Here is a 19,625-nt window from a genome sequence, read left to right as displayed (position 1 = left end):
GACAGGTGCGCTACATTTTAATGGCAATCGTTTTCGTTTCGGATAAGCGTTCCAGGAGTTCCCGCGTGACCAGAAGCTTTGCAAAAGGATTCGCCGTGATCGCCGCGGGGCTCGCCACAGTGGCCACCCTGACCGCCTGCGGATCTTCGAAGAACGATTCCGGCCAGCTCTCCGTCGTGGCCTCCACCAATGTGTGGGGCGATATCGCCAAGACCGTCGCCGGGCCGGAGGTGAAGGTGGAATCCCTGATCAACGATCCGGCCGCCGACCCGCACTCGTACGAGGTCACCGCTGTCCAGGGCGCACAGCTCAGCGATGCGGATCTGATCGTCTACAACGGCGGCGGTTACGACAGTTTCATCGACAAGGCCATCGCCGGTAAGAGCAAGCGCACCGTGAACGCGGTGGATATCGCCGGCGAGGGCGCACACGGGAGCGAATCGGCCACACCTGCCAAAGAGGCTGCCGCACACGATCACTCGGGGACAAACGAGCACGTCTTCTACGATGTGCACGCCGCCGGTCACATCGCGGAGCACATTGCCACGTCGCTGGGCGACCTCGATCCCGCGCACAAGCAGGACTACACCGATCGCGCCGCCGCCTTCACCGCGAAGCTGAGCGGCATCGAGGCCATCACCGCCGAGATCGCCGCCGATCACCCCGGTCAGCCGGTGGTGCAGACCGAGCCGCTGGCCTACTACATGCTGCTCGACGCCAAGGCCGACGACCGCACCCCGCACTCCTTCCAGGAGGCCATCGAGCAGGGCACCGACCCCTCCCCCGCCGATGTCGCCGCCGTACGAGACATGTTGAGCTCCAAGCAGGTTCGTGCCCTCGTCTACAACATCCAGACCGAGGACAAGACCACCAAGGATATGCGCGCCACCGCGCAGAAGGCCGGCCTTCCGGTCGTCGAGGTCACCGAAACCCTGCCCCAGGGCCTGGATTACATCCAGTGGATGACCCGCAACGCCCAATCCCTCGCCACGGCACTCGCCTAGGCCCGACAACAATGCCTCCCACCACCGCCACAACAGCGGGAGCCGCACTGACCGAGCCGGCCGAACAGACCGGCCCCCGCACCCCGGGCGCACACAACGCGCCCGGGGTCACCGGCGCGTCAGCCCCCTCCCCCCGGACCACGACCATCCCCGGGAGCCACACCATGAACAACATCACCGAAACCTGCACCCCTGCAACAGAACAGGAGCGTCCCGGCCTGGACGCTCCGTCGAACGGCGCAGCTCGAAGCGACCTGTCCACCGCCGGCATGAGCACCTTGCCCAACAGGGCGGACACTTCACCTGCTGATTCGAACAGCGCAAGCATCTCGGTGGGCGACGCGAAAGACTCGGTCGAGCAAGCGCTGGACGCGAGTTCGGGCGCACGGGTGCGGAGCGCGATTCCCGCTGTGCGGCTGACGGATGCGCGTTTGTCCTATGGGGATCGGACATTGTGGGCGGGGCTGGATCTCGAGGTGGGGGCGGGGGAATTCATTGCGGTGCTCGGACCCAATGGGTCGGGGAAGACTTCGCTGTTGAAGATGCTGCTGGGACAGGTCGCGCTGTCCAAGGGGACGGCGGAGATCGCGGGAGGGCCTGCGCGGGTGGGGAATCCGGATATCGGGTACGTGCCGCAGCAGAAGACGCTGGATGCCGGGACACAGCTGCGCGGTGTCGATCTGGTGGGGCTCGGAGTGGACGGGCATCGGTGGGGGCTCGGGTGGCGCGGGCGCGCGGAGCGGAAACGGAAAGTGGCACAAGCCATTTCGGATGTGGGGGCGGAGAAGTACGCCTATGCGCCGCTGGATGCGCTCTCCGGCGGGGAGCAGCAGCGGCTGCGGGTCGCGCAGGCGCTGGCAGGGGATCCGCGGGTGCTGCTGTGTGATGAACCGCTGCTGTCACTGGACCTCGCCAATCAGCGGCTGGTATCGCAGCTCATCGACAAGCGGCGGCGCACGCACGACACCGCGGTGCTGTTCGTGACCCATGAGATCAATCCGATTCTGCCACTGGTGGATCGGGTGCTGTACCTGGTCGACGGCAAATTCCGAATCGGGACGCCGGACGAGGTGATGACCTCCGAGGTGCTCTCCGAGCTGTACCGCACCGAGGTCGACGTGCTGCGGGTGCGCGGGCGACTGGTGGTCGTCGGCACCGGCGACACCATGGACGCGCTCGGTGAGGCCGGAGCACAGCACTGCCACGCCGAGAACGACGAGGTGCGCGCATGATCGACAAACTCTCCGGCGTCTTCTCCGGAATGTTCGACTTCTCCACCACCGCACATCTGATGTCCTACGACTTCGTCCAGCAGGCGGTGCTGGCGGCGGCGCTGCTCGGCCTGCTCGCCGGAGCCATCGGGCCGCTCATCATCAGCCGCCAGATGTCCTTCGCCGTGCACGGCACCAGCGAACTGTCGCTCACCGGTGCGGCGGCGGCGCTGCTCGCCGGGGTCGGCGTCGGGGTCGGCGCGATCGCCGGATCGGTGGTCGCGGCCGTCCTGTTCGGCATTCTGGGTTCCCGTGCCCGCGAACGTGATTCGGTCATCGCCGTGGTGCTGTCCTTCGGCCTCGGCCTGTCCGTGCTGTTCCTGTGGCTCGGCCCGGAACGCGCGGGCTCCAAATTCTCACTGCTCACCGGACAGGTGGTGAGCGTCGGCGACAACGGCCTCACGCTGCTGTCCATCTGCACCGTCGGGGTACTGCTGGTGCTGGCCGCCGTCTACCGCCCGCTGCTGTTCGCCAGCTCCGACCCGGAAGTGGCTGTCGCGCGCGGAGTTCCGGTGCGGGCGCTGTCCATCGTGTTCGCGGTGCTGCTGGGCATCACCGCCGCATTCGGCGTGCAGATCGTCGGCGCCCTGCTGGTGCTGTCGCTGCTCATCACCCCGGCCGCCGCGGCGGCGCAACTCACCGCCAGCCCGGTCCGCGCCACCGTGCTCGCGATCGTCTTCGCCGAAACCTCCGCGGTGGGCGGCATTCTGCTGTCCCTCGCACCCGGCGTCCCGATCTCGACCTTCGTCACCGCCATCTCGTTCACGATCTACCTGATCTGCCGCGCCGTCGGTTCCCGCACCCGCAACCGCCGGCGCGAACTCGTCCCCGCCTGACCGCTTTTTCTCGATGCGATCTGCCGCGTGAGGGGCGGTAGATCCTGCCGTCGCACCCTCCCGGGGTGATACCCCTCGTGCCTCGGGAGGTGCGTGGCGATCAGCCTTCGCCGGCGAGGGCGAAGAGGCCGTCGGCGGTCTGCTCGATCAGCCCGTCGACCAGCAGTGAGTCCAGGGCGCGGGCGCGCTGGCCCGGATCGCGGGTCCAGGCCAGGTCCAGGCGGATCTGCTCGACCGGGCCGGTGGCGGCGCGCAGCACGTCGAGCAGGCGGCCGCGGGCCTGACGATCGGTGCCCTCGTACTTCTGGGTGCGGCGCACCACCTCGGAGGCCGGGCGGCCCGCGGCGACCCACGCGCAGGTGGGCAGCGGGCAGCGGGCGCAGTCGGGGGTGCGGGCGGTGCAGACGGTCGCGCCGAGTTCCATGAGCGCGGCGGAGAAGACGGCCGCGCGGCCCACGTGCGCAGGCAGCAGCGCCTCGGTTTCCCCCAGGTCACGAGAGGCGGGATTGCCCGCCTCGGCCCGGCCGTGCACCGCGCGGGCCACCACGCGGCGAACATTGGTGTCCACCACCGGAACTCGCTGACCGTAGGCGAAGCAGGCCACCGCGCGGGCGGTGTAATCGCCGATTCCGGGCAGGCTCAGCAGCGTCTCGACATCGGCCGGCACCTCGTCACCGTGCTGCTCCGCGAGCACCCGGGAGCATTCGTGCAGCCGCAGCGCGCGGCGCGGATAGCCGAGCTTGCCCCACGCGCGCAGCACCTCGCCCTGCGGTGCGGCGGCCATGGCCGAGGGCACCGGCCAGCGCGCCACCCATTCCCGCCAGATGGGCTCGACCCGCACCACGGGGGTCTGCTGCAGCATGATCTCGCTCATGAGGATCTGCCAGGCGGTCACGCCCGAGCGCCGCCACGGGAGGTCGCGTGCGGTCTCCCGGTACCAGTCGATCAGAATGTCGCTATCCATCGTCCTTCGATTCTTCGCCGCCGGCTCACTCGTACAGCGGTGTCATGGCCGGCGGGTAGTTGCCGGACCGTAACGTCTCGGACTCGCCAGTAACCGCTCCCCCATGGAAAATGAGACACATGCCCCACAACAATCCGATCAGTGCCTGGAAATCCCTGCGTGAAGGCAATGACCGCTTCGTCAACGGCACGTTGCAGCATCCTAGCCAAGGTGCCGTCGACCGGGCGAAGCTCGTCGGCGGGCAGCAGCCCGGGGCAGTTCTGTTCGGCTGCGGCGACTCCCGCGTGGCCGCCGAGATCATCTTCGACCAGGGCCTCGGCGATATGTTCGTGGTCCGCACCGCCGGACATGTCATCGACTCCTCGGTGCTCGGTTCCATCGAATACGGCGTGCAGGTGCTGAATGTGCCGCTCATCGTGGTCCTCGGACACGACTCCTGCGGCGCCGTGCGCGCCACCATCGACGCCCTCGACCACGGCAATGTGCCCGGCGGCTTCATTCGCAGCGTTGTCGAGCGAGTCATGCCGTCGATCCTCATCGGCCGCCGCGAGGGTCTGGAATCGGTCGATGAGCTGGAGGCCCGGCACGTCGAGGAGACCGCCCGCCTGCTCATGCAGCGCTCCATGACCATTTCCCAGCGGGTCGCCACCGGCGAATGCGCCATTGCCTGCGTCACCTACAACCTCGCAGAGGGACAGATCAAACTGCACCGGGTGATCGGCAATATCGGCGAAGTTGTCTGATTCTTCCGATTCTTCCGGAATCTGCCAGAGATAGCGGGATTCGGTCCCCGATGCCGAGACAATAACCGGCAGATGGGGATTGAGCCGACCGGTGTCCGGAAGCGACGAAATGTACCTGGCACGTAGGTCGTTTCACCTCCGACACGCCGAGACCCTGAGCGGGATGCACCCGACGGTGCCCTTACCGTTGTCAGCGTGCTGGAACCGAATGGACCACTGCCGCCGGAAATCTACTGGCGCCGTCGCGCGATAGCGATCGGCGCGATAGCGGTCGCCCTCCTGCTGGTGCTCTGGGTGGCCGTCGCGCTGATACGCGGCGGCGGTGACGACCACAAATCGGACGCCAAAGCCACCACCTCCGCCGCCGGGTCGACGAACAAGGCCGCCGGAGCCTCCTCCAGCGCGCCCGATCCGGGTGCGCCCAAGCCGTCTGCCGGCGGCAGCGCACCTGTCAGCGGCAGCGCTGCGCCCGTAGCCGCGGCCGGACAGTGCCCCGACCAGTCTCTCGCAGTGAAGGTGAATGTCGGACAGCCGACCTACAAGACCACCGAACAACCGGTCTTCGGCATCGTCATCACCAATATCTCCAGTGCCGCCTGCGAACGCGATATGGGTTCGGGGCTGCAGCTGGTATCGGTGCAATCACTGGACGGCCAGCGCCGCCTGTGGTCCAGCACCGACTGCTATCCGGACGGCACCCCCGATATGCGCACCCTGAACCCCGGCCAGCAGGCGGCGTTCACCGTCACCTGGTCCGGATCCACCTCGCAGCCCGGCTGCGCGGGCGAGCGCGTACCGGTGCCCACGGGCCCCTACACCGTTGTCGCTCAGCTCGGTTCGGTGCGCAGTGCGCCCGAGCCTTTCAATATCGCCTGATTCCAGCGCTTTTCAGCATGAAGGCCGGGTCCCCGCGGGGCCCGGCCTTCGCCGTCGAAATCCCGGCGGCGCGAAAGCCGCGTGCACGTTGGATATTCATTCCGGTCATCCGCCCGGATCGGCCCGATCAGGCCCCTGGAAGCCCGTGTGACGGCCGAACACGCGCACAACGGGTTCCAGAACCCCCGCGCGCGCAAATCGCGTCTAATCCTCGATATCGGCCTTCGCCTTGGCACGGCGCGGGCCGCGCAGCCCGCAGACGGCAAGGGCCGCACTGAGATCGGCGACCTCGTGCAGCTTCATGGTGCGGCCCACCCGATCGACCCCGGCCGGGACCAGCGCCTCGGTGAAACCCAGCCGCTCGGCCTCCGCCAGCCGCCGTGTCAGGCCCGTCACCTGGCGCACCTCACCGGCGAGACCGACCTCACCGAGCACGATCATGCCGCTGCGCAGCGCACGATCCTGACTGGCGCTCGCAATGGCAAGGGCGACAGCCAGATCCGCGGCGGGTTCGGTGAGCCGCATACCGCCGACGGTGGCGGCGTACACATCCTGCTTGCCGACGTAGACGCCGCAGCGGCTCTGCAGCACCGCCAGCACCATGGAGACGCGGTTGTAGTCGAGCCCGCTCACCGCGCGGCGGGGCGCGGGCACCGAGGTGTCCACGGTGAGGCCCTGTACCTCGCCCAGCATGGGCCGCTTACCGTCCATGGCCACGGTGACGGCGGTACCGGACACCGCCTCCCCGCGATGGTGCAGGAACAGCCCGGAAGGATCGTCCACACAGGCGATTCCGGCCTCGCGCATCTCGAAGCAGCCCACCTCGTCGGTGCTGCCGAAACGATTCTTGATGCCGCGCACCATGCGCAGCGTGGAGTGTTTGTCGCCCTCGAACTGCAGCACCACGTCCACCAGATGCTCCAGCGTGCGCGGGCCGGCGACCGAGCCGTCCTTGGTCACATGGCCGACCAGCAGCACCGCGATACCCGTGGACTTGGCCAGCGAGGTGAGCGCCGCCGTCACCGACCGCACCTGGGTGACACCGCCGATCACACCGTCGACATCACCGGCCAGCATGGTCTGCACCGAGTCGACCACCAGCAGCGTCGGCCGCACCTGCTCGACATGCCCGAGAATCGTCGCCAGATCGGATTCGGCCGCGAGGTACACCTTTTCGTGCACCGCGCCGGTCCGGTCCGCGCGCAGGCGCACCTGACCCGCCGACTCCTCGGCCGTCACGTACAGCGCGATCTCATCGCGGGCTCGCGCCCACCGGTGCGAGACCTCGAGCAGCAGCGTCGACTTGCCGACCCCGGGCTCACCCGAGATCAGCACCACCGAACCGGGCACGATCCCGCCGCCCAGCACCCGGTCCAATTCGGAAACCCCGGTGGACCGCGCCTGCGTGGTCTTGGAATCGATACTCGAAATGGGCGCGGCCGCCGTACTCGGCAGCATGGCCCGGCGCCCGACCGCCACCGCGGCGGAGGAGGCGGCAACCTCCTCGAGGGTGCCCCACGCCTCGCACGCCGGGCACCGACCCACCCATTTGGCGACCTCGTTCGCGCAATCAGCACAGCGGTACAGCGATTTCACCTTGGCCACGCGGGCAGCCTAATGACGGACTCCGACAGACAACTCGCACCGCACCGGGCGATCACCGCCGATTCGCCGCCCATTCCCCGACGACACGCCCGGCTTGCATACGGGCTGGCAGCACCGTGCGATACCGGCCCGGCAACAGCGTGGCAGCAGGCCGGGCAATCCATGGCGGCTCTGCCCGCGACGACATCGGCTCTTGCGCGCAAACGACCGCACCCGCCTCGGAAGTCCGAAGCGGGTGCGGTGGAAGCGAATTCGATTCGGGCGCAAGGCCCGAATGCAATCGGCTCAGTGCCGAATTCGAGGGCGCTGGTGCCGAATTCGAGCCGAGTTCAGTGGCCGGACTTGGTCTCGGCCGAAACGGGCTCGGAGCGCGGGTTGTTCGCGCCGGCGTCGACCGGGACGTTCAGCGCGACGGTGCCGCCCTCTTTGAAGATGAAGGTGACCGGGTAGGTGAGGCCCGGGGTGATGTCCTTGGTCAGACCGTCGACCTCGATGAGCAGCGGGTGCGCATCCGGATCGGCGGGCTTGTCACCGGCAGGCGCCGCGGCGGGCGTCGTGGTGGCGGCCGGCTTGCTGAAGTCCGCGACCAGGGTGCCCTGGGCCTTGATATCGGCCTTGCCGTTGATCTTCGCCGTACCGAAGTCGGTGGTGACGCTGACCAGCTCGTCCGGCGCGGCCTGGGCGAGGTTGGCGGCACTGAAGGCCAGTACGGCCTTGCCGCCCTTGGCGTTGTTGTACTCCTCCGACTGCGGCAGCAGGAATCGCACGTCACGCAGGGCGATCTTGCCGACATCGGCGCTGTTGCCATTGACCGCCGCGACCTCGCGCGAGGTCTGCGCGAGCTGACCGGCACTGCAACCCGTCAGCGCGAGCACCGCGCCCGCAGCGAGTGCAGCAACTGTCAAGGCACGCCGGCGCGCCTTCGACGCTGTGGTGGCTTTCTGGGCAGTCACGGGTTGTCCTCCATGTCGACCGGGCTCACTCCACTATGCAGAGTAGTAGTCAACGAGAGTAATGCGTGCGTTCCCACGCCTCTCGAGGGGGCGGCGTATACGGAAAGTCGCGTATGCGGAGAGCGGCAACGCATATGTCTTCCGATACCGCCGAGCGGTATCCCCTTATGCCACAACAGGATGCACACGATTCTGCGGTTGTCAACCCCCACCGCTGGCTCGTTGTGGCCCTGACCTGCGCCGTTGATCGCGCCGTTACCGAGTCGCATGTTAAACTGTGAACATCGAAAGGGGCACGGGACAGATGATTTTTAAGGTCGGAGACACCGTCGTTTACCCCCACCACGGAGCGGCGTTGATCGAAGCTATCGAAACTCGCACCATCAAGGGTGTACAAAAGGAGTATCTGGTCCTGAAGGTCGCTCAAGGCGACCTGACCGTTCGGGTTCCCGCTGAGAACGCAGAGTATGTCGGCGTCCGCGACGTCGTCGGCCAGGAAGGCCTCGACAAGGTTTTCCAGGTGCTGCGTGCACCGCACACCGAAGAGCCCACCAACTGGTCTCGCCGCTACAAGGCCAACCTCGAGAAGCTCGCCTCCGGCGATGTGAACAAGGTGGCCGAGGTCGTTCGTGACCTCTGGCGTCGTGAGCAGGATCGTGGTCTCTCCGCTGGTGAGAAGCGAATGCTGGCCAAGGCCCGGCAGATTCTCGTCGGTGAGCTCGCGCTCGCCGAGGGTACTGACGCCGAGCGGGCCGACACTTTGCTCGACGAGGTTCTCGCCGCGGCCTCCTGAACGTGAACGCATTGCACGGCGATAGTCGTGTTGTTGCGCTGGTTCCTGCCGCTGGCATGGGCGTGCGCCTCGGTGAATCCACACCGAAGGCATTCGTTCCGGTCGGCGGCAGTCCCATGCTCGCACTCGCGCTACAGGGGCTGATCGCCTCCGGGTCCGTCGACGAGGTGGTGGTGATGGTGCCCGCCGAACTCGTCGACGAGACCCGTGCACTACTGCCGGTCAGCGAAATTCCGATTCATGTGGTGCCCGGCGGCGCCGAGCGCACCGATTCGGTCCGGGCCGGTCTCGATGCCGCGCCGGACGCCACCCTGGTGCTCGTTCATGATGCGGCTCGCGCGCTCACGCCGCCCGCGCTCATCGCGCGGGTGGTCGCCGAACTGCGTACGGGCGCGCCGGCCGTGGTGCCCGCGCTACCGGTCACCGACACCATCAAATCCGTGGATGCCACGGGTGCGGTCACCGGAACGCCCGATCGATCCACCTTGCGCGCCATACAAACTCCGCAGGGCTTCGATGCGCAGCTTTTGCGCGCGGCCTATGCGACCACCACCCAGGCGACCGATGATGCGGGCCTGGTGGAACTTCTGGGCGCCGTCGTGCGCACGGTGCCGGGTGATGCGCTGGCTTTCAAGATCACCACGCCCTTGGACCTGGTACTCGCTAATACACTGGTGGCACAGGGCGGGACTGCTGTCCCCGTAAAGCGTGACCAGGACCGGGAGGCGGTGGCGAACTCATGATCGACCCCACCGCCATGCGCGTCGGAATCGGCAGTGATGTGCACCCGATCGCGCCCGGCCGGGCCTGCTGGATGGCCGGTCTGCTGTTCGACGACGACAGTGGTTGCGAGGGCCATTCCGATGGCGATGTCGCTGCTCACGCCCTATGCGATGCGCTGTTGTCGGCCGCCGGTCTCGGCGATGTCGGCGCGGTGTTCGGCACCGGTCGTCCCGAATGGGAGGGCGTGTCCGGCGCGGCCATGCTGAAGGAAGTGCGGCGGCTGCTGGATGAGTCCGGCTTCACAATTGTCAATGCGGCTGTACAAGTAATTGGCAATCGGCCCAAGATCGGTCCGCGGCGCGCCGAGGCGCAACAGGTGCTGGGCGAGATTCTGGGTGCACCGGTGTCGGTCTCCGGCACCACCACCGACGGTCTGGGACTCACCGGCCGTGGTGAAGGCGTGGCGTCGGTCGCCACCGCTCTGCTGTGTTGTCGGTCCTGAACCGCCTCCGCAATTCCCTTCGCGGCTGACCTATGCCGTATCCGCCCGTCTTCCGCCATATCTCAACAGCTAGGATGCCTGGTCGTGACTCTGCGCCTGTTCGACACCGAGACGCGGACCCTGCGTGATTTCATTCCGCTGGTCCCCGGCCACGCTTCGGTGTACCTGTGCGGCGCCACCGTGCAGGGCGAACCCCATATCGGACATGTGCGCAGCGGCGTCGCCTTCGACGTGCTGCGACGCTGGTTGAGCGCCAATGGTTCCGATGTGGCATTCGTCCGGAACGTCACCGATATCGACGACAAGATTCTGAACAAGGCCGCCGAGCACGGCCGCCCGTGGTGGGAGTGGGCCGCCACGCACGAGCGGGCCTTCGATCGCGCGTACGACACGCTCGGGGTGCTGCCGCCGTCCGCGGAACCGCGGGCAACCGGCCACATCACCCAGATGGTGTGCATGATGGAGCGGCTCATCGAGCGCGGGCACGCGTACCCGTCCGAGGGCAATGTCTATTTCGACGTGGTGAGCTTCCCGGACTACGGCAAGCTTTCCGGGCATCGGCTCGACGATGTGCACCAGGGCGAGAGCCTCGGGCAGGGCAAGAAGGATCCGCGCGATTTCACGCTGTGGAAGGCCGCCAAGCCCGGTGAGCCGAGCTGGCCGTCGCCGTGGGGTCCGGGTCGCCCGGGCTGGCATCTGGAATGCTCCGCCATGGCCGAGTACTACCTCGGGGCCGAATTCGATATCCATTGCGGCGGAATGGATTTGATCTTCCCGCACCATGAGAACGAGATCGCGCAGTCGCGGGCGGCCGGGGACGGGTTCGCCCGCTACTGGCTGCACAACGGCTGGGTGACCATGGGCGGCGAGAAGATGTCCAAATCGCTGGGCAATGTGCTGTCCATTCCGAATGTGCTGCAGCGGGTGGGTGTTCGGCCCGTCGAACTGCGCTACTACCTGGGCAGCGTGAGCTATCGCTCCATGCTCGAGTACTCCGACCACGCGCTCACCGAGGCCGCGTCCGCCTATCAGCGGATCGAGGCGTTCATCCAGCGGGTGGCCGAGCGCACCGGGGATATTCTCCCGGGGACCTGGACCGAGGCCTTCGCCGACGCGTTGAACGACGATCTCGGAGTTCCCAAGGCGCTCGCCGAAATTCACCGGCTGGTGCACGAGGGCAACAAGGCCGTCGAGGCCGGCGATCTGGACACCGCGCGCGTGCTGGCCGGGCAGATCCGGACCATGCTGGGAATTCTCGGAGTGGACCCGCTGGATCCGCACTGGGCCGCGCCCGCCGATTCGTCCACCGCCGTGGCGGCGCTGGATGTGCTGATCGGCGCGGAACTGGAGCGGCGGCAGCAGGCTCGGGCCGATAAGGACTGGGCGGCGGCCGATGCGGTCCGCGATCGCCTGAAGGCGGCGGGGGTAGAGGTCACCGACACCCCCCGCGGCCCGGAGTGGTCACTGACCAAGGAAGAGCGCTGAGTTCGGCCGGGTCCTCCGGCGGAACAGGGTCTCGAGATACTCGAGGCGAGACATGACACGGCTGACGCCGGGTCGCACACTGCCCTCGGGCAGCCAAGCGCCGCCTTCGGGCGGCACAGATATTTGGGCGCAGCCGTTCGCTGCGCCGACCGGATGCAGGTTTCCCGCATGATCGACGGAGCGCGGGTTCTCCCGTGACCGGCCGACTGCGGGTTTCCCGCGTAATACGGAAGGCGAAGTAATGGCAGGCAATTCGCAGCGACGCGGTGCGACCCGCAAGGACGGCACCAAGAAGGGCGCCGTCGTCGGCTCCGGCGGCAAGCGCAGCCGCGGGCTCGCGGGCCGGGGCGCGACGCCGCCCGCGGTCGAGCGCACCAAACATCCCGCGGCCAAGCGGGCCAAGGCGGCGGCGAAGGCGAAGACCTCCGCCGCGGACGCGCGCAGCCGCAATGCGAGCCGTCCGATCGCCGGGCGCAAGGACAATGAGGGCCCGGAGCTCGTGCTCGGCCGCAACCCGGTGGTGGAGTGCCTGCGCGCGGAGGTCCCGGCCACCGCGCTGTACGTCGCGGTGGGCACCGAGAACGACGACCGGCTCACCGAATCGGTGAAGATCGCCGCCGATACCGGCATCACCATTCTCGAGGTGCCGCGCAGCGATCTGGACAAGATGAGCCGCAACGGCATGCACCAGGGCGTCGCCCTGCAGGTGCCGCCGTACCGCTACGCGCATCCGGACGACATGGTGGCGCGCGTGCGCGCCTCCGGCGAACCGGCCCTGCTGGTGGCGCTCGACAATATTTCCGACCCGCGCAATCTGGGTGCGGTCATTCGCTCGGTGTCCGCGTTCGGCGGTCACGGCGTGGTCATCCCGCAGCGGCGCAGTGCCAGCGTCACCGCTGTCGCATGGCGCACCAGCGCCGGTGCGGCAGCTCGCCTGCCCGTCGCGCGCGCCACGAATCTCACTCGCACCCTGAAGGATTGGGCGAACGAGGGCTACCAGATCGTCGGCCTGGACGCCGGCGGCGATACCCATCTGGACGAATTCGACGGCAGCGCACCGACTGTCATCGTGGTCGGCTCGGAAGGTAAAGGCCTGTCCCGCCTGGTTCGCGAAACCTGCGACGCCATCATCTCCATTCCGATGGCCGGTCCGGTGGAATCGCTCAATGCCTCCGTGGCGGCGGGCGTGGTCCTCGCCGATATCGCGCGCCAGCGCCGCGTCTGAGCCTCGCCGCCCCCGAATCGCCTCCGGCACAATCCGATCGGCGATCGGGGGCGGGCCTCGCGATATCGGCCGCGACACGCGGAACGGGGTGTCGCACAACCGAACACTGCGAGTCCGCAGGGCAATTCCGCCGCCGCGAACGTAAAATCAGGCGGTGGTCATCCCTCAGCAGCCCATCGGCGCACCCACCGAGCACGAGTATGCGACGGCGGTGTTGATCATGGGAGCGCTCAGCGTGTTCTGCTGTGGCGCACTGGGGCCCGTGGCCTGGGTCATGGGGCGGCGCGCACTGAACGAGATCGAGGCGTCGGGCGGCGCCTACGGTGGCCGGGTGCAGGTGGTGGTCGGCTACGTGCTGGGCATCGTCGGGACCGTGTTCATGGTCCTGTTCGGAATCCTGTTCCTGATGATGGTCGTCAGCGGAAGGGCTTGAGGCTCAGTCCACCAGCGCTCAGTCCACCAGGGCTCAGTCCAGTCCGGGCCGGGGCGCACTGCCGGTGACGGCATCCCAGGCGGGCCATTCGGAGCTGACGCTCCCGGTCCACTTCGGCGGCCTGCGGTCCTTGAGCGCGGCCACACCTTCGCCGCCGTCGGAACTCTTGGCGACATAGTCGTTGAGTTCGGTTTCCAGGCGGCCCACCGTTTCCGGCGTCATGGCGGGCGCCTCCCACAGCAGCCGCTTGGACAGCGCCACCGGGAGCGGCGCGGAACCGTGCGCGATATCGTGCGCCACCGCGAGCGCGGTCGGCAGCACCTCGCTGGCGGGCAGGCAGGAATTGGCCACACCGAGGACCTGTGCCTCCTCACCGTCGAAGGTGCGGCCGGTGAGCAGCAGATCGGCGGCATTGGCATTGCCGACCAGCCGGGGCAGCGTCCAATGCGCGTAGCCGCCGGCCAGGGCGCCGCGGCGAACCTGATTGAGGCCGTACACCGCATCGCGCGCCACGTACCGCAGATCGCACTGCAGCGCGATTTCCAGGCCGATGCCCACCGCATGCCCGTTCACCGCCGCGATGACCGGTTTACGAATGCGGAAGGGCGGCGGATCGATGAGCCCGTTCACCTCGCCGGACTTCAGGGACAGATCCGCACCCGCGCAGAATGCGGGCGGCGTGCCGGTGATGACGACCGCGCCGATCGCATCCTCGGTATCGCAGCGCCGCAGCGCCGCACCCAGTGCCGCCGCCATCTTCGGCGTGAGCGCGTTCTGCTGAGAGGGGCGATTGAGCGTGAGCACAGCGACCCCGTCGGACACGTCCACATGCAGTTCCGAACTCATGGGGAGAGTCTAAAGGTGCAGCCCCCGGCAGCGGGCGCTGCTGCCGAAGGCCGTCACAGAATTTCAGCCACGCAAGATTTGGCGGCCGATCGCGTACTTGTGCACCTCGGTCGGGCCGTCGTAGAGACGGAAGGCGCGCATATCGCGGAAGATCATCTCCACCACGGTTTCATCGCTGATGCCGATGCCGCCGAGCACCTGTACGCAGCGGTCGGTGACCTTGAACAGTTCCTCGGAGACGAACGATTTGGCGATGGAGCTCTCGTGCCGGGCCTTCTCGCCCTGATCCATCAGCCAGCAGGCGTGCCAGATGGTGAGGCGGCACTGGTGCAGCGCGATCTCATTGTCCGCCAGCATGAACGACACGCCCTGGTGCTCGCCGATCGGCTTGCCGAAGGCGGTGCGGGTCTTGGCGTAGTCGATGGCGATGGACTGCGCCCGCTCGGCCGCGCCCAGCCAGCGCATGCAGTGTGTGAGACGGGCCGGGGCGAGCCGCAATTGGGCGTACCGCAGCGCCTGGCCGGTCTCGCCGAGCACGGATTCCCTGGGCAGCACCAGGTTTTCGAAGCGCACCACCGCATGGCCGCCGACGTAATTGCGGTCCATGGTGTTCATGATGCGCTCGATGACGATGCCGGGTGCGTCGCCGTCGCACAGGAACAGGGTCGGGCCCGCGGGCAGGTGCGGGTTATCGGCCAAGCGCGCCATGATGATCCACGTCTTCGCGCCGTCGGCGCCGGTGATCAGCCATTTGCGGCCGTTGATCGTGAAGTTCTCGCCGTCGAAGGTGGCGGCGGTGGTGAGCTGGTTCGGGTCGCTGCCCGCGCCGTCCGGTTCGGTCATGGCGAAGACCGAACGCTGATGGCCGTCGATGACCGGTTGCAGAAAGCGCTCGGTCTGCTCCTGATTCGCGACCTTGGAGAGCAGGAACATATTGCCCTCGTCGGGTGCGGCGCAGTTCATGGCGACCGGGCCGAGGGTGGACCAGCCGGCCGCCTCGTAGAGCACGGCCTGCTCGATATGGCTCAGGCCGCGGCCGCCGAGGGCGACGGGTGCCTGCACGGTCAGCAGCTTTTCGGCGCGTGCCAATTCGACCAGCTCCTGGCGGAGTTCGTCGGTGGGGCCGTGCGCGGTCAGCCGCGGATCACGCTCGTAGGGGACGATCTTGTCGATGACGAATTGGCGTACCCGATCGCGTTCGGCGGCGAGTTCGGCGGGAATCGAGAAGTCGATCATCGTTGGTCACCATTCATTCCGGGTTGCGTGCGAGCCGAGCATACGATGCGCCGGTTCCGAGACTGAAGGCACCCGCCATCAAACAAGTGTCCGGCGCAGGAAGTCTTCGACTTCGGCCCGGTAGGCGGCTGGTTGATCGTCGTGCACGAGGTGGCCCGCCTGAGCGATCACGACATGCCGGGCATCGGGATGCAGCTCGGCCATCTGCCGCATCTGACCGGGCGGGGTGATGGTGAATTCACCCTCGATCAGCAGGGCCGGGGCGGTGATCGACTTCCACTGGGCCCAGAAATCCCGGGTGCCCCACTCCTCCGAGATAGCGCGGAAGGTGGACACCTCCCCGTGCAACCGATAGCCGTCCTGGCCGTGCGTGAACGAGTCGAGGAAGTAGCGGCCCGCCACCGGGCCGAAGAACTCCAGTACCGCAGCATCATTCGGGAACGGCTGCGGCCAGGCCCCGATCACCGCGGCCCAGTGTTCGGCGGTGCGGCCCTGGAAGTCCGGGGCCATATCCTCGACCACGAGCGCGCGCACCCGATCCGGATGCGCGGCGGTGAACATCCACGCGTGCAGTCCGCCCATCGAATGCCCGATCACCACCATGGGTTCGGTGATCCGCGCGGTGGCCGCCGCGAGGTCCGCGACGAACGCCTCCGTGGTCGGCTCGTCCGGTGCGGGGCGGCCGTGCCCGGCCGCGTCGAACGTGTAGACATGCCCGAACTCGCGCAGCCACTCCAGCTGACCTCGCCAGGTGCGAGCGCTGCCCATCAGCCCGTGCAGCAGCAGGATCGGTACGCCTGTGCCACCTTCGTCAGTAAACATCGGTTCGACGATACGTCCGATTCGCGTAGTACATTCGGGCGCATGGCAGTCGTGAAGATCAACGCAATCGAGGTTCCCGAGGGCTCCGGCCCCGAGCTGGAGAAGCGTTTCGCGCAACGCGCGCACGCGGTCGAGAACTCCCCCGGGTTCCTCGGCTTCCAGCTGCTTCGCCCGGTCTCCGGCGACAACCGCTACTTCGTTGTCACCCATTGGGATTCCAACGACTCCTTCGAGGCGTGGCGCGACGGCCCGGCCCGCAGCGCGCACGCGGGCGGCGAGAACCGGCAGCCGGTCTCGACCGGCGCCTCGCTGCTCGAGTTCGAGGTTGTCCTCGATGTGCAGAGCAAGGCCTGATCAACCGGGTCGCACTACTTCACGAACGCATGGAACAGGCAGTGCCGGTGCGTCACCGGCACTGCCTGTCGCAGTGAATCGAAAAACTCTGCCCGAGATCAGGACTCGAAGGTCGCGTCCAGTTCGATATCGTCGACGCCCGCGAGCGCCTTGGAGATCGGGCAGCCCGCCTTCGCGCCCGCGGCGGCCTCGAGGAAGCCGGCCTCGTCGATGCCCGAAGCGCGGCCGACCACGGTCAGCTTGATCTTGGAGATGCGAAAACCACCGGCCGGGTCCGGGCTCAGGGTGACGTCGGCGGTGACGTCCAGGCTCTCCACCGTGCCGCCGGCCGCGCCGACCTGGCCCGAGAGCGCCATGGCATAGCACGAGGAGTGCGCGGCGGCGATCAGCTCTTCGGGGCTGGTGGTGCCGTCGGCATTGTCGGCGGCACGCTTCGGGAAGGAGACGTCGTACTTGCCGACGCCGGAGCTCACCAGCTCGACCTGACCGGAGCCGTCCTGCAGCCCGCCGGTCCAAGCGGTGCGCGCGGTACGTGTAGGCATCACTGTCCTTTCGATGAATGGGTTGACCAACTCTCGGGGCTCTCAGGGGCTTCGCCCCCGAACCCCCGAAAGCCCGACGCGTCGAACGTACTCCGGTCAGACGGCGGCGGCGGCGCGCTGGTCGAGTTGTGCGAGTACTGCGGGCCAGGACTGTTCGTGGCGGTCTCGGGATTCGGCATTGGGAAAGCCGGCGTGGGTGAGCAGCACGGCGGTGCCCGCGCCATGGGGTGAAAGTTCCACGGTGAGAACTGTTTCCGCGCCTTCGGTGCCGCCCGCCCCGGTCACCCACGTCAGTTCCACCAGGCGCTCGGGCTCCAATCGCAGGAAGCGGCCGTAGTGCGGATGGCCGCCGCCCGCGGTGAAGAAGAACGGCTCGTTCACCGCGGGCCGGGACAGCACCGACCCCGGATCGGCGAACCAGAGGCTCAACTGGCTGGTGCACATGCGGTACAGCTCGTCGGGCGAGGCCGCCATGATGCGCTCGGCGACCAGGAAGAACGGCCGCGTGGAGAGATCGGGAGGCCGGATCGGCGCAACGTCCATGGCCGAGCACGATACCGCGCGACGCTCAGACCATGTCCCGGCGGTGGATCAGCCAGACCGTGCCCGCCACGAAGAGCACGATGTAGGCGGCGAGGATCAGCAGGGACTGGTCGCGGGTGAGGATGTCCAGCACACCCGGGGTGGCCGGGCCGGTGGTCGTGCGCAGCGAACCGGCCAGAGATCCGGCGGCCGTACCGGGCAGGTGATCGGTGAGAGCCCTGATGGGAGTGAAGATTCCGGCTACGCCGCGCAGCAGGTTCTCCACCACCAGCACCCACACCAGGCCGAGGCCGACAGCCAGGGCCGGGCCCCGGGCGATCGCGCCGATCAGTGCGCCGGCCAGTGTCCACATGCCCAGAATGGCTGTGCCCGAGACGATTCCGAGCAGCATCCGTCCCACCGACGGCAGTGCCAGGGACTGCCCCTGTGTCGAGGCAATGAGCGCCGCGACTCCGGTATCCACGACGAAGGCGACCAGCACCAGCGTGACCACCGTCGCCGCCAGGCTCAGCACGACGCCGCCGACGGCCGCCGACCGCGAAGGTCCTTGGCTGAGAACGGTTTTCCAGGTGCCCCAGCCGTAACCGCTGCCGACAGCCAGTGCGCCGAGCACCAGCATGAGCGCGCCGCCGAACATGGCCATGCCCTGGGTGAAGACCTCCGGCACCGCGGCCGGGAGCATCTGCTGCAGCAGCACATCGCGGGGCTGACCGTTGGACATCCGGGTGCTGGTGCCGGAGGTGTAGGCCAGATAATTGAACAGATAGGCGAAGGTCAGGTTCAGCAGGATCCAGGTGCCGAGCACGATCCAGAAGGCGGGCCACTTGCGCAGTCGCAGTACTTCGGCCCGGGTGCTTGCCAGCAGGTCGGTCATTTCGCCGTCTCCGTCATCTCGAAAAACACTTCTTCCAAAGACTTTTCGTCGCTGCGCAGTTCCAGTAGATCCGCGCCCGCGCCGATCACCGCACGTGCCACCGCGGGCGCCATTGCCACACCGGCAGCAACTCTGATGCCGGTGGCGGTCAGCAGTGCGGACTGATCCCCGACCACCGCGCGGACCGCGGGGAAGGCCAGTTCGAGGGGTTCGGCACGCAGGAAAAGCGATGCCGCGCCGCGTAATTCGCGCACCGTGGACTCGGCGAGCAGGCGTCCGCCGGAGATCACGCCGACACGGTCACAGATCTCCTGCACTTCACTGAGCAGGTGACTGGACAGCACGACGGTGTGCCCGTCGGCGGCGAGTCCGATAATGAGTTCCCGCATCTCCGCCATGCCCGCCGGATCCAGGCCATTGGTGGGTTCATCGAGAATCAGCAGGTCAGGGTGGCCGAGCAGGGCCGCACCCACACCTAGACGCTGCTTCATGCCAAGGGAATAGGTGCGGAATCTGTCATTGCCGCGGTCGGCCAGGCCGACCCGGGCCAGCACCTGCTCCACCTCGTCGCGACCGGCGCCGCGATACTCGGCCAGCACGCGCAGATTGTCGCGACCGGACAGGTAGGGATAGAAGCCCGGGCCTTCGATGAGAACGCCTATGCGGCGCAGGGTTTCGGGAGCACCGGGCCGCTCGCCGAGTACTTTCGCGGTGCCACCGGAGGGCCGGATGAGGCCCACCAGCATGCGCAGCGTGGTGGTCTTGCCGGCGCCGTTCGGGCCGAGGAAGCCGTAGATCTCACCACGGCGGACAGTCATGCTCACGGCATCCACGGCGGTGTGGGAGCCATAGCGTTTGGTCAACCGGCCGGTCTCGACGATCGCTTCGTTCATACTTCAAGAATCCGCCGCGACCTGCGGGGAAACATCCGCCGCACAGCGCGATCCGGCGTACGTATCTCGACGTATTTACCGCCGAGACAGTGCCGCGAAGGC

Annotated in this window: 22 protein-coding genes; 12 read left to right on the top strand and 10 right to left on the bottom strand. The window is 67.6% G+C overall.

The window, feature by feature from the left end:
• Positions 1–65 precede the first annotated feature (65 nt).
• The 3 genes from ABZX86_RS36060 (at position 66) to ABZX86_RS36050 (ending at position 3,111) form a co-directional block, all read left to right on the top strand.
• A complete protein-coding gene (locus ABZX86_RS36060) occupies positions 66–1,004 on the top strand; it encodes a zinc ABC transporter substrate-binding protein (protein ID WP_355130240.1) in 939 nt (312 codons plus the stop codon).
• Positions 1,005–1,369: 365 nt separating this feature from the next.
• The gene (locus ABZX86_RS36055; RefSeq protein ID WP_355130284.1) at positions 1,370–2,236 is read left to right on the top strand and encodes an ATP-binding cassette domain-containing protein; all 867 of its coding nucleotides are present in this window, start codon (positions 1,370–1,372) and stop codon (positions 2,234–2,236) included.
• Positions 2,233–3,111, top strand: coding sequence for a metal ABC transporter permease (locus ABZX86_RS36050; protein WP_355130238.1), 879 nt, complete (start codon positions 2,233–2,235; stop codon positions 3,109–3,111). The genes ABZX86_RS36055 and ABZX86_RS36050 overlap by 4 nt, the downstream gene beginning before the upstream one ends.
• A gap of 100 nt (positions 3,112–3,211) precedes the next feature.
• Here the strand turns inward: ABZX86_RS36050 and ABZX86_RS36045 are convergent, their stop codons facing one another.
• Positions 3,212–4,075 (bottom strand): A/G-specific adenine glycosylase, encoded by an 864-nt coding sequence (locus ABZX86_RS36045; RefSeq protein ID WP_355130236.1) that lies wholly within the window; start codon positions 4,073–4,075, stop codon positions 3,212–3,214.
• Between the two features lie 119 nt (positions 4,076–4,194).
• On the opposite strand from ABZX86_RS36045, the gene ABZX86_RS36040 reads away from it, so the two are divergent.
• Complete coding sequence (locus ABZX86_RS36040) at positions 4,195–4,818, top strand: carbonic anhydrase (protein ID WP_327143374.1); 624 nt, start codon at positions 4,195–4,197, stop codon at positions 4,816–4,818.
• A 195-nt stretch (positions 4,819–5,013) separates the two neighbouring features.
• Positions 5,014–5,694 (top strand): hypothetical protein, encoded by a 681-nt coding sequence (locus ABZX86_RS36035; RefSeq protein ID WP_355130234.1) that lies wholly within the window; start codon positions 5,014–5,016, stop codon positions 5,692–5,694.
• Between the two features lie 204 nt (positions 5,695–5,898).
• Here the strand turns inward: ABZX86_RS36035 and radA are convergent, their stop codons facing one another.
• On the bottom strand, positions 5,899–7,299 hold the full coding sequence (radA, locus tag ABZX86_RS36030; RefSeq protein WP_355130232.1) for a DNA repair protein RadA: 1,401 nt from the start codon (positions 7,297–7,299) through the stop codon (positions 5,899–5,901).
• Between the two features lie 329 nt (positions 7,300–7,628).
• Positions 7,629–8,252, bottom strand: coding sequence for a hypothetical protein (locus tag ABZX86_RS36025; protein WP_355130230.1), 624 nt, complete (start codon positions 8,250–8,252; stop codon positions 7,629–7,631).
• A 304-nt stretch (positions 8,253–8,556) separates the two neighbouring features.
• On the opposite strand from ABZX86_RS36025, the gene ABZX86_RS36020 reads away from it, so the two are divergent.
• The 6 genes from ABZX86_RS36020 to ABZX86_RS35995 all read left to right on the top strand — a co-directional run bounded on the left by ABZX86_RS36020 (position 8,557) and on the right by ABZX86_RS35995 (position 13,413).
• Positions 8,557–9,045 (top strand): CarD family transcriptional regulator, encoded by a 489-nt coding sequence (locus ABZX86_RS36020; protein ID WP_297607767.1) that lies wholly within the window; start codon positions 8,557–8,559, stop codon positions 9,043–9,045.
• 11 nt (positions 9,046–9,056) lie between these two features.
• Complete coding sequence (gene ispD / locus ABZX86_RS36015; RefSeq protein WP_355130282.1) at positions 9,057–9,788, top strand: 2-C-methyl-D-erythritol 4-phosphate cytidylyltransferase; 732 nt, start codon at positions 9,057–9,059, stop codon at positions 9,786–9,788.
• A gap of 14 nt (positions 9,789–9,802) precedes the next feature.
• Complete coding sequence (gene ispF, locus ABZX86_RS36010) at positions 9,803–10,270, top strand: 2-C-methyl-D-erythritol 2,4-cyclodiphosphate synthase (RefSeq protein WP_355130280.1); 468 nt, start codon at positions 9,803–9,805, stop codon at positions 10,268–10,270.
• 84 nt (positions 10,271–10,354) lie between these two features.
• Positions 10,355–11,755 carry a cysteine--tRNA ligase gene (gene cysS, locus ABZX86_RS36005; protein ID WP_355130228.1) on the top strand — a complete coding sequence of 467 codons (1,401 nt, stop codon included), beginning with the start codon at positions 10,355–10,357 and terminating at the stop codon, positions 11,753–11,755.
• Positions 11,756–11,996: 241 nt separating this feature from the next.
• Complete coding sequence (gene rlmB / locus ABZX86_RS36000) at positions 11,997–12,980, top strand: 23S rRNA (guanosine(2251)-2'-O)-methyltransferase RlmB (RefSeq protein ID WP_355130226.1); 984 nt, start codon at positions 11,997–11,999, stop codon at positions 12,978–12,980.
• Between the two features lie 154 nt (positions 12,981–13,134).
• Positions 13,135–13,413, top strand: coding sequence for a DUF4190 domain-containing protein (locus ABZX86_RS35995; RefSeq protein WP_355130224.1), 279 nt, complete (start codon positions 13,135–13,137; stop codon positions 13,411–13,413).
• 33 nt (positions 13,414–13,446) lie between these two features.
• Here the strand turns inward: ABZX86_RS35995 and ABZX86_RS35990 are convergent, their stop codons facing one another.
• The 3 genes from ABZX86_RS35990 to ABZX86_RS35980 all read right to left on the bottom strand — a co-directional run bounded on the left by ABZX86_RS35990 (position 13,447) and on the right by ABZX86_RS35980 (position 16,317).
• Positions 13,447–14,259: an enoyl-CoA hydratase/isomerase family protein gene (locus ABZX86_RS35990; protein ID WP_355130222.1), complete on the bottom strand. Its 813-nt coding sequence runs from the start codon at positions 14,257–14,259 to the stop codon at positions 13,447–13,449.
• A gap of 63 nt (positions 14,260–14,322) precedes the next feature.
• Positions 14,323–15,495 carry an acyl-CoA dehydrogenase family protein gene (locus ABZX86_RS35985; RefSeq protein WP_355130220.1) on the bottom strand — a complete coding sequence of 391 codons (1,173 nt, stop codon included), beginning with the start codon at positions 15,493–15,495 and terminating at the stop codon, positions 14,323–14,325.
• A 78-nt stretch (positions 15,496–15,573) separates the two neighbouring features.
• The gene (locus ABZX86_RS35980) at positions 15,574–16,317 is read right to left on the bottom strand and encodes an alpha/beta hydrolase (RefSeq protein WP_355130218.1); all 744 of its coding nucleotides are present in this window, start codon (positions 16,315–16,317) and stop codon (positions 15,574–15,576) included.
• Between the two features lie 42 nt (positions 16,318–16,359).
• Here ABZX86_RS35980 and ABZX86_RS35975 point away from each other — a divergent pair, with 42 nt between their 5' ends.
• On the top strand, positions 16,360–16,671 hold the full coding sequence (locus ABZX86_RS35975) for an antibiotic biosynthesis monooxygenase (protein WP_355130217.1): 312 nt from the start codon (positions 16,360–16,362) through the stop codon (positions 16,669–16,671).
• Between the two features lie 98 nt (positions 16,672–16,769).
• On the opposite strand, the gene ABZX86_RS35970 is transcribed toward ABZX86_RS35975, so the two are convergent.
• From ABZX86_RS35970 to ABZX86_RS35955, 4 genes are all read right to left on the bottom strand, one after another.
• Positions 16,770–17,213 (bottom strand): OsmC family peroxiredoxin, encoded by a 444-nt coding sequence (locus tag ABZX86_RS35970; RefSeq protein ID WP_327143364.1) that lies wholly within the window; start codon positions 17,211–17,213, stop codon positions 16,770–16,772.
• Positions 17,214–17,309: 96 nt separating this feature from the next.
• On the bottom strand, positions 17,310–17,756 hold the full coding sequence (locus tag ABZX86_RS35965) for an SRPBCC domain-containing protein (protein ID WP_355130215.1): 447 nt from the start codon (positions 17,754–17,756) through the stop codon (positions 17,310–17,312).
• Between the two features lie 25 nt (positions 17,757–17,781).
• Positions 17,782–18,630 (bottom strand): ABC transporter permease subunit, encoded by an 849-nt coding sequence (locus ABZX86_RS35960; RefSeq protein WP_355130213.1) that lies wholly within the window; start codon positions 18,628–18,630, stop codon positions 17,782–17,784.
• Positions 18,627–19,523 carry an ABC transporter ATP-binding protein gene (locus tag ABZX86_RS35955; RefSeq protein ID WP_355130211.1) on the bottom strand — a complete coding sequence of 299 codons (897 nt, stop codon included), beginning with the start codon at positions 19,521–19,523 and terminating at the stop codon, positions 18,627–18,629. The genes ABZX86_RS35960 and ABZX86_RS35955 overlap by 4 nt, the downstream gene beginning before the upstream one ends.
• Positions 19,524–19,625: the final 102 nt, after the last annotated feature.

This window comes from Nocardia sp. NPDC006630, from assembly GCF_040611495.1.
Classification (GTDB): domain Bacteria; phylum Actinomycetota; class Actinomycetes; order Mycobacteriales; family Mycobacteriaceae; genus Nocardia.
The sequence above is the reverse complement of the archived record's forward strand: the minus strand, read 5'-3'. Positions and strand labels throughout refer to the sequence as shown.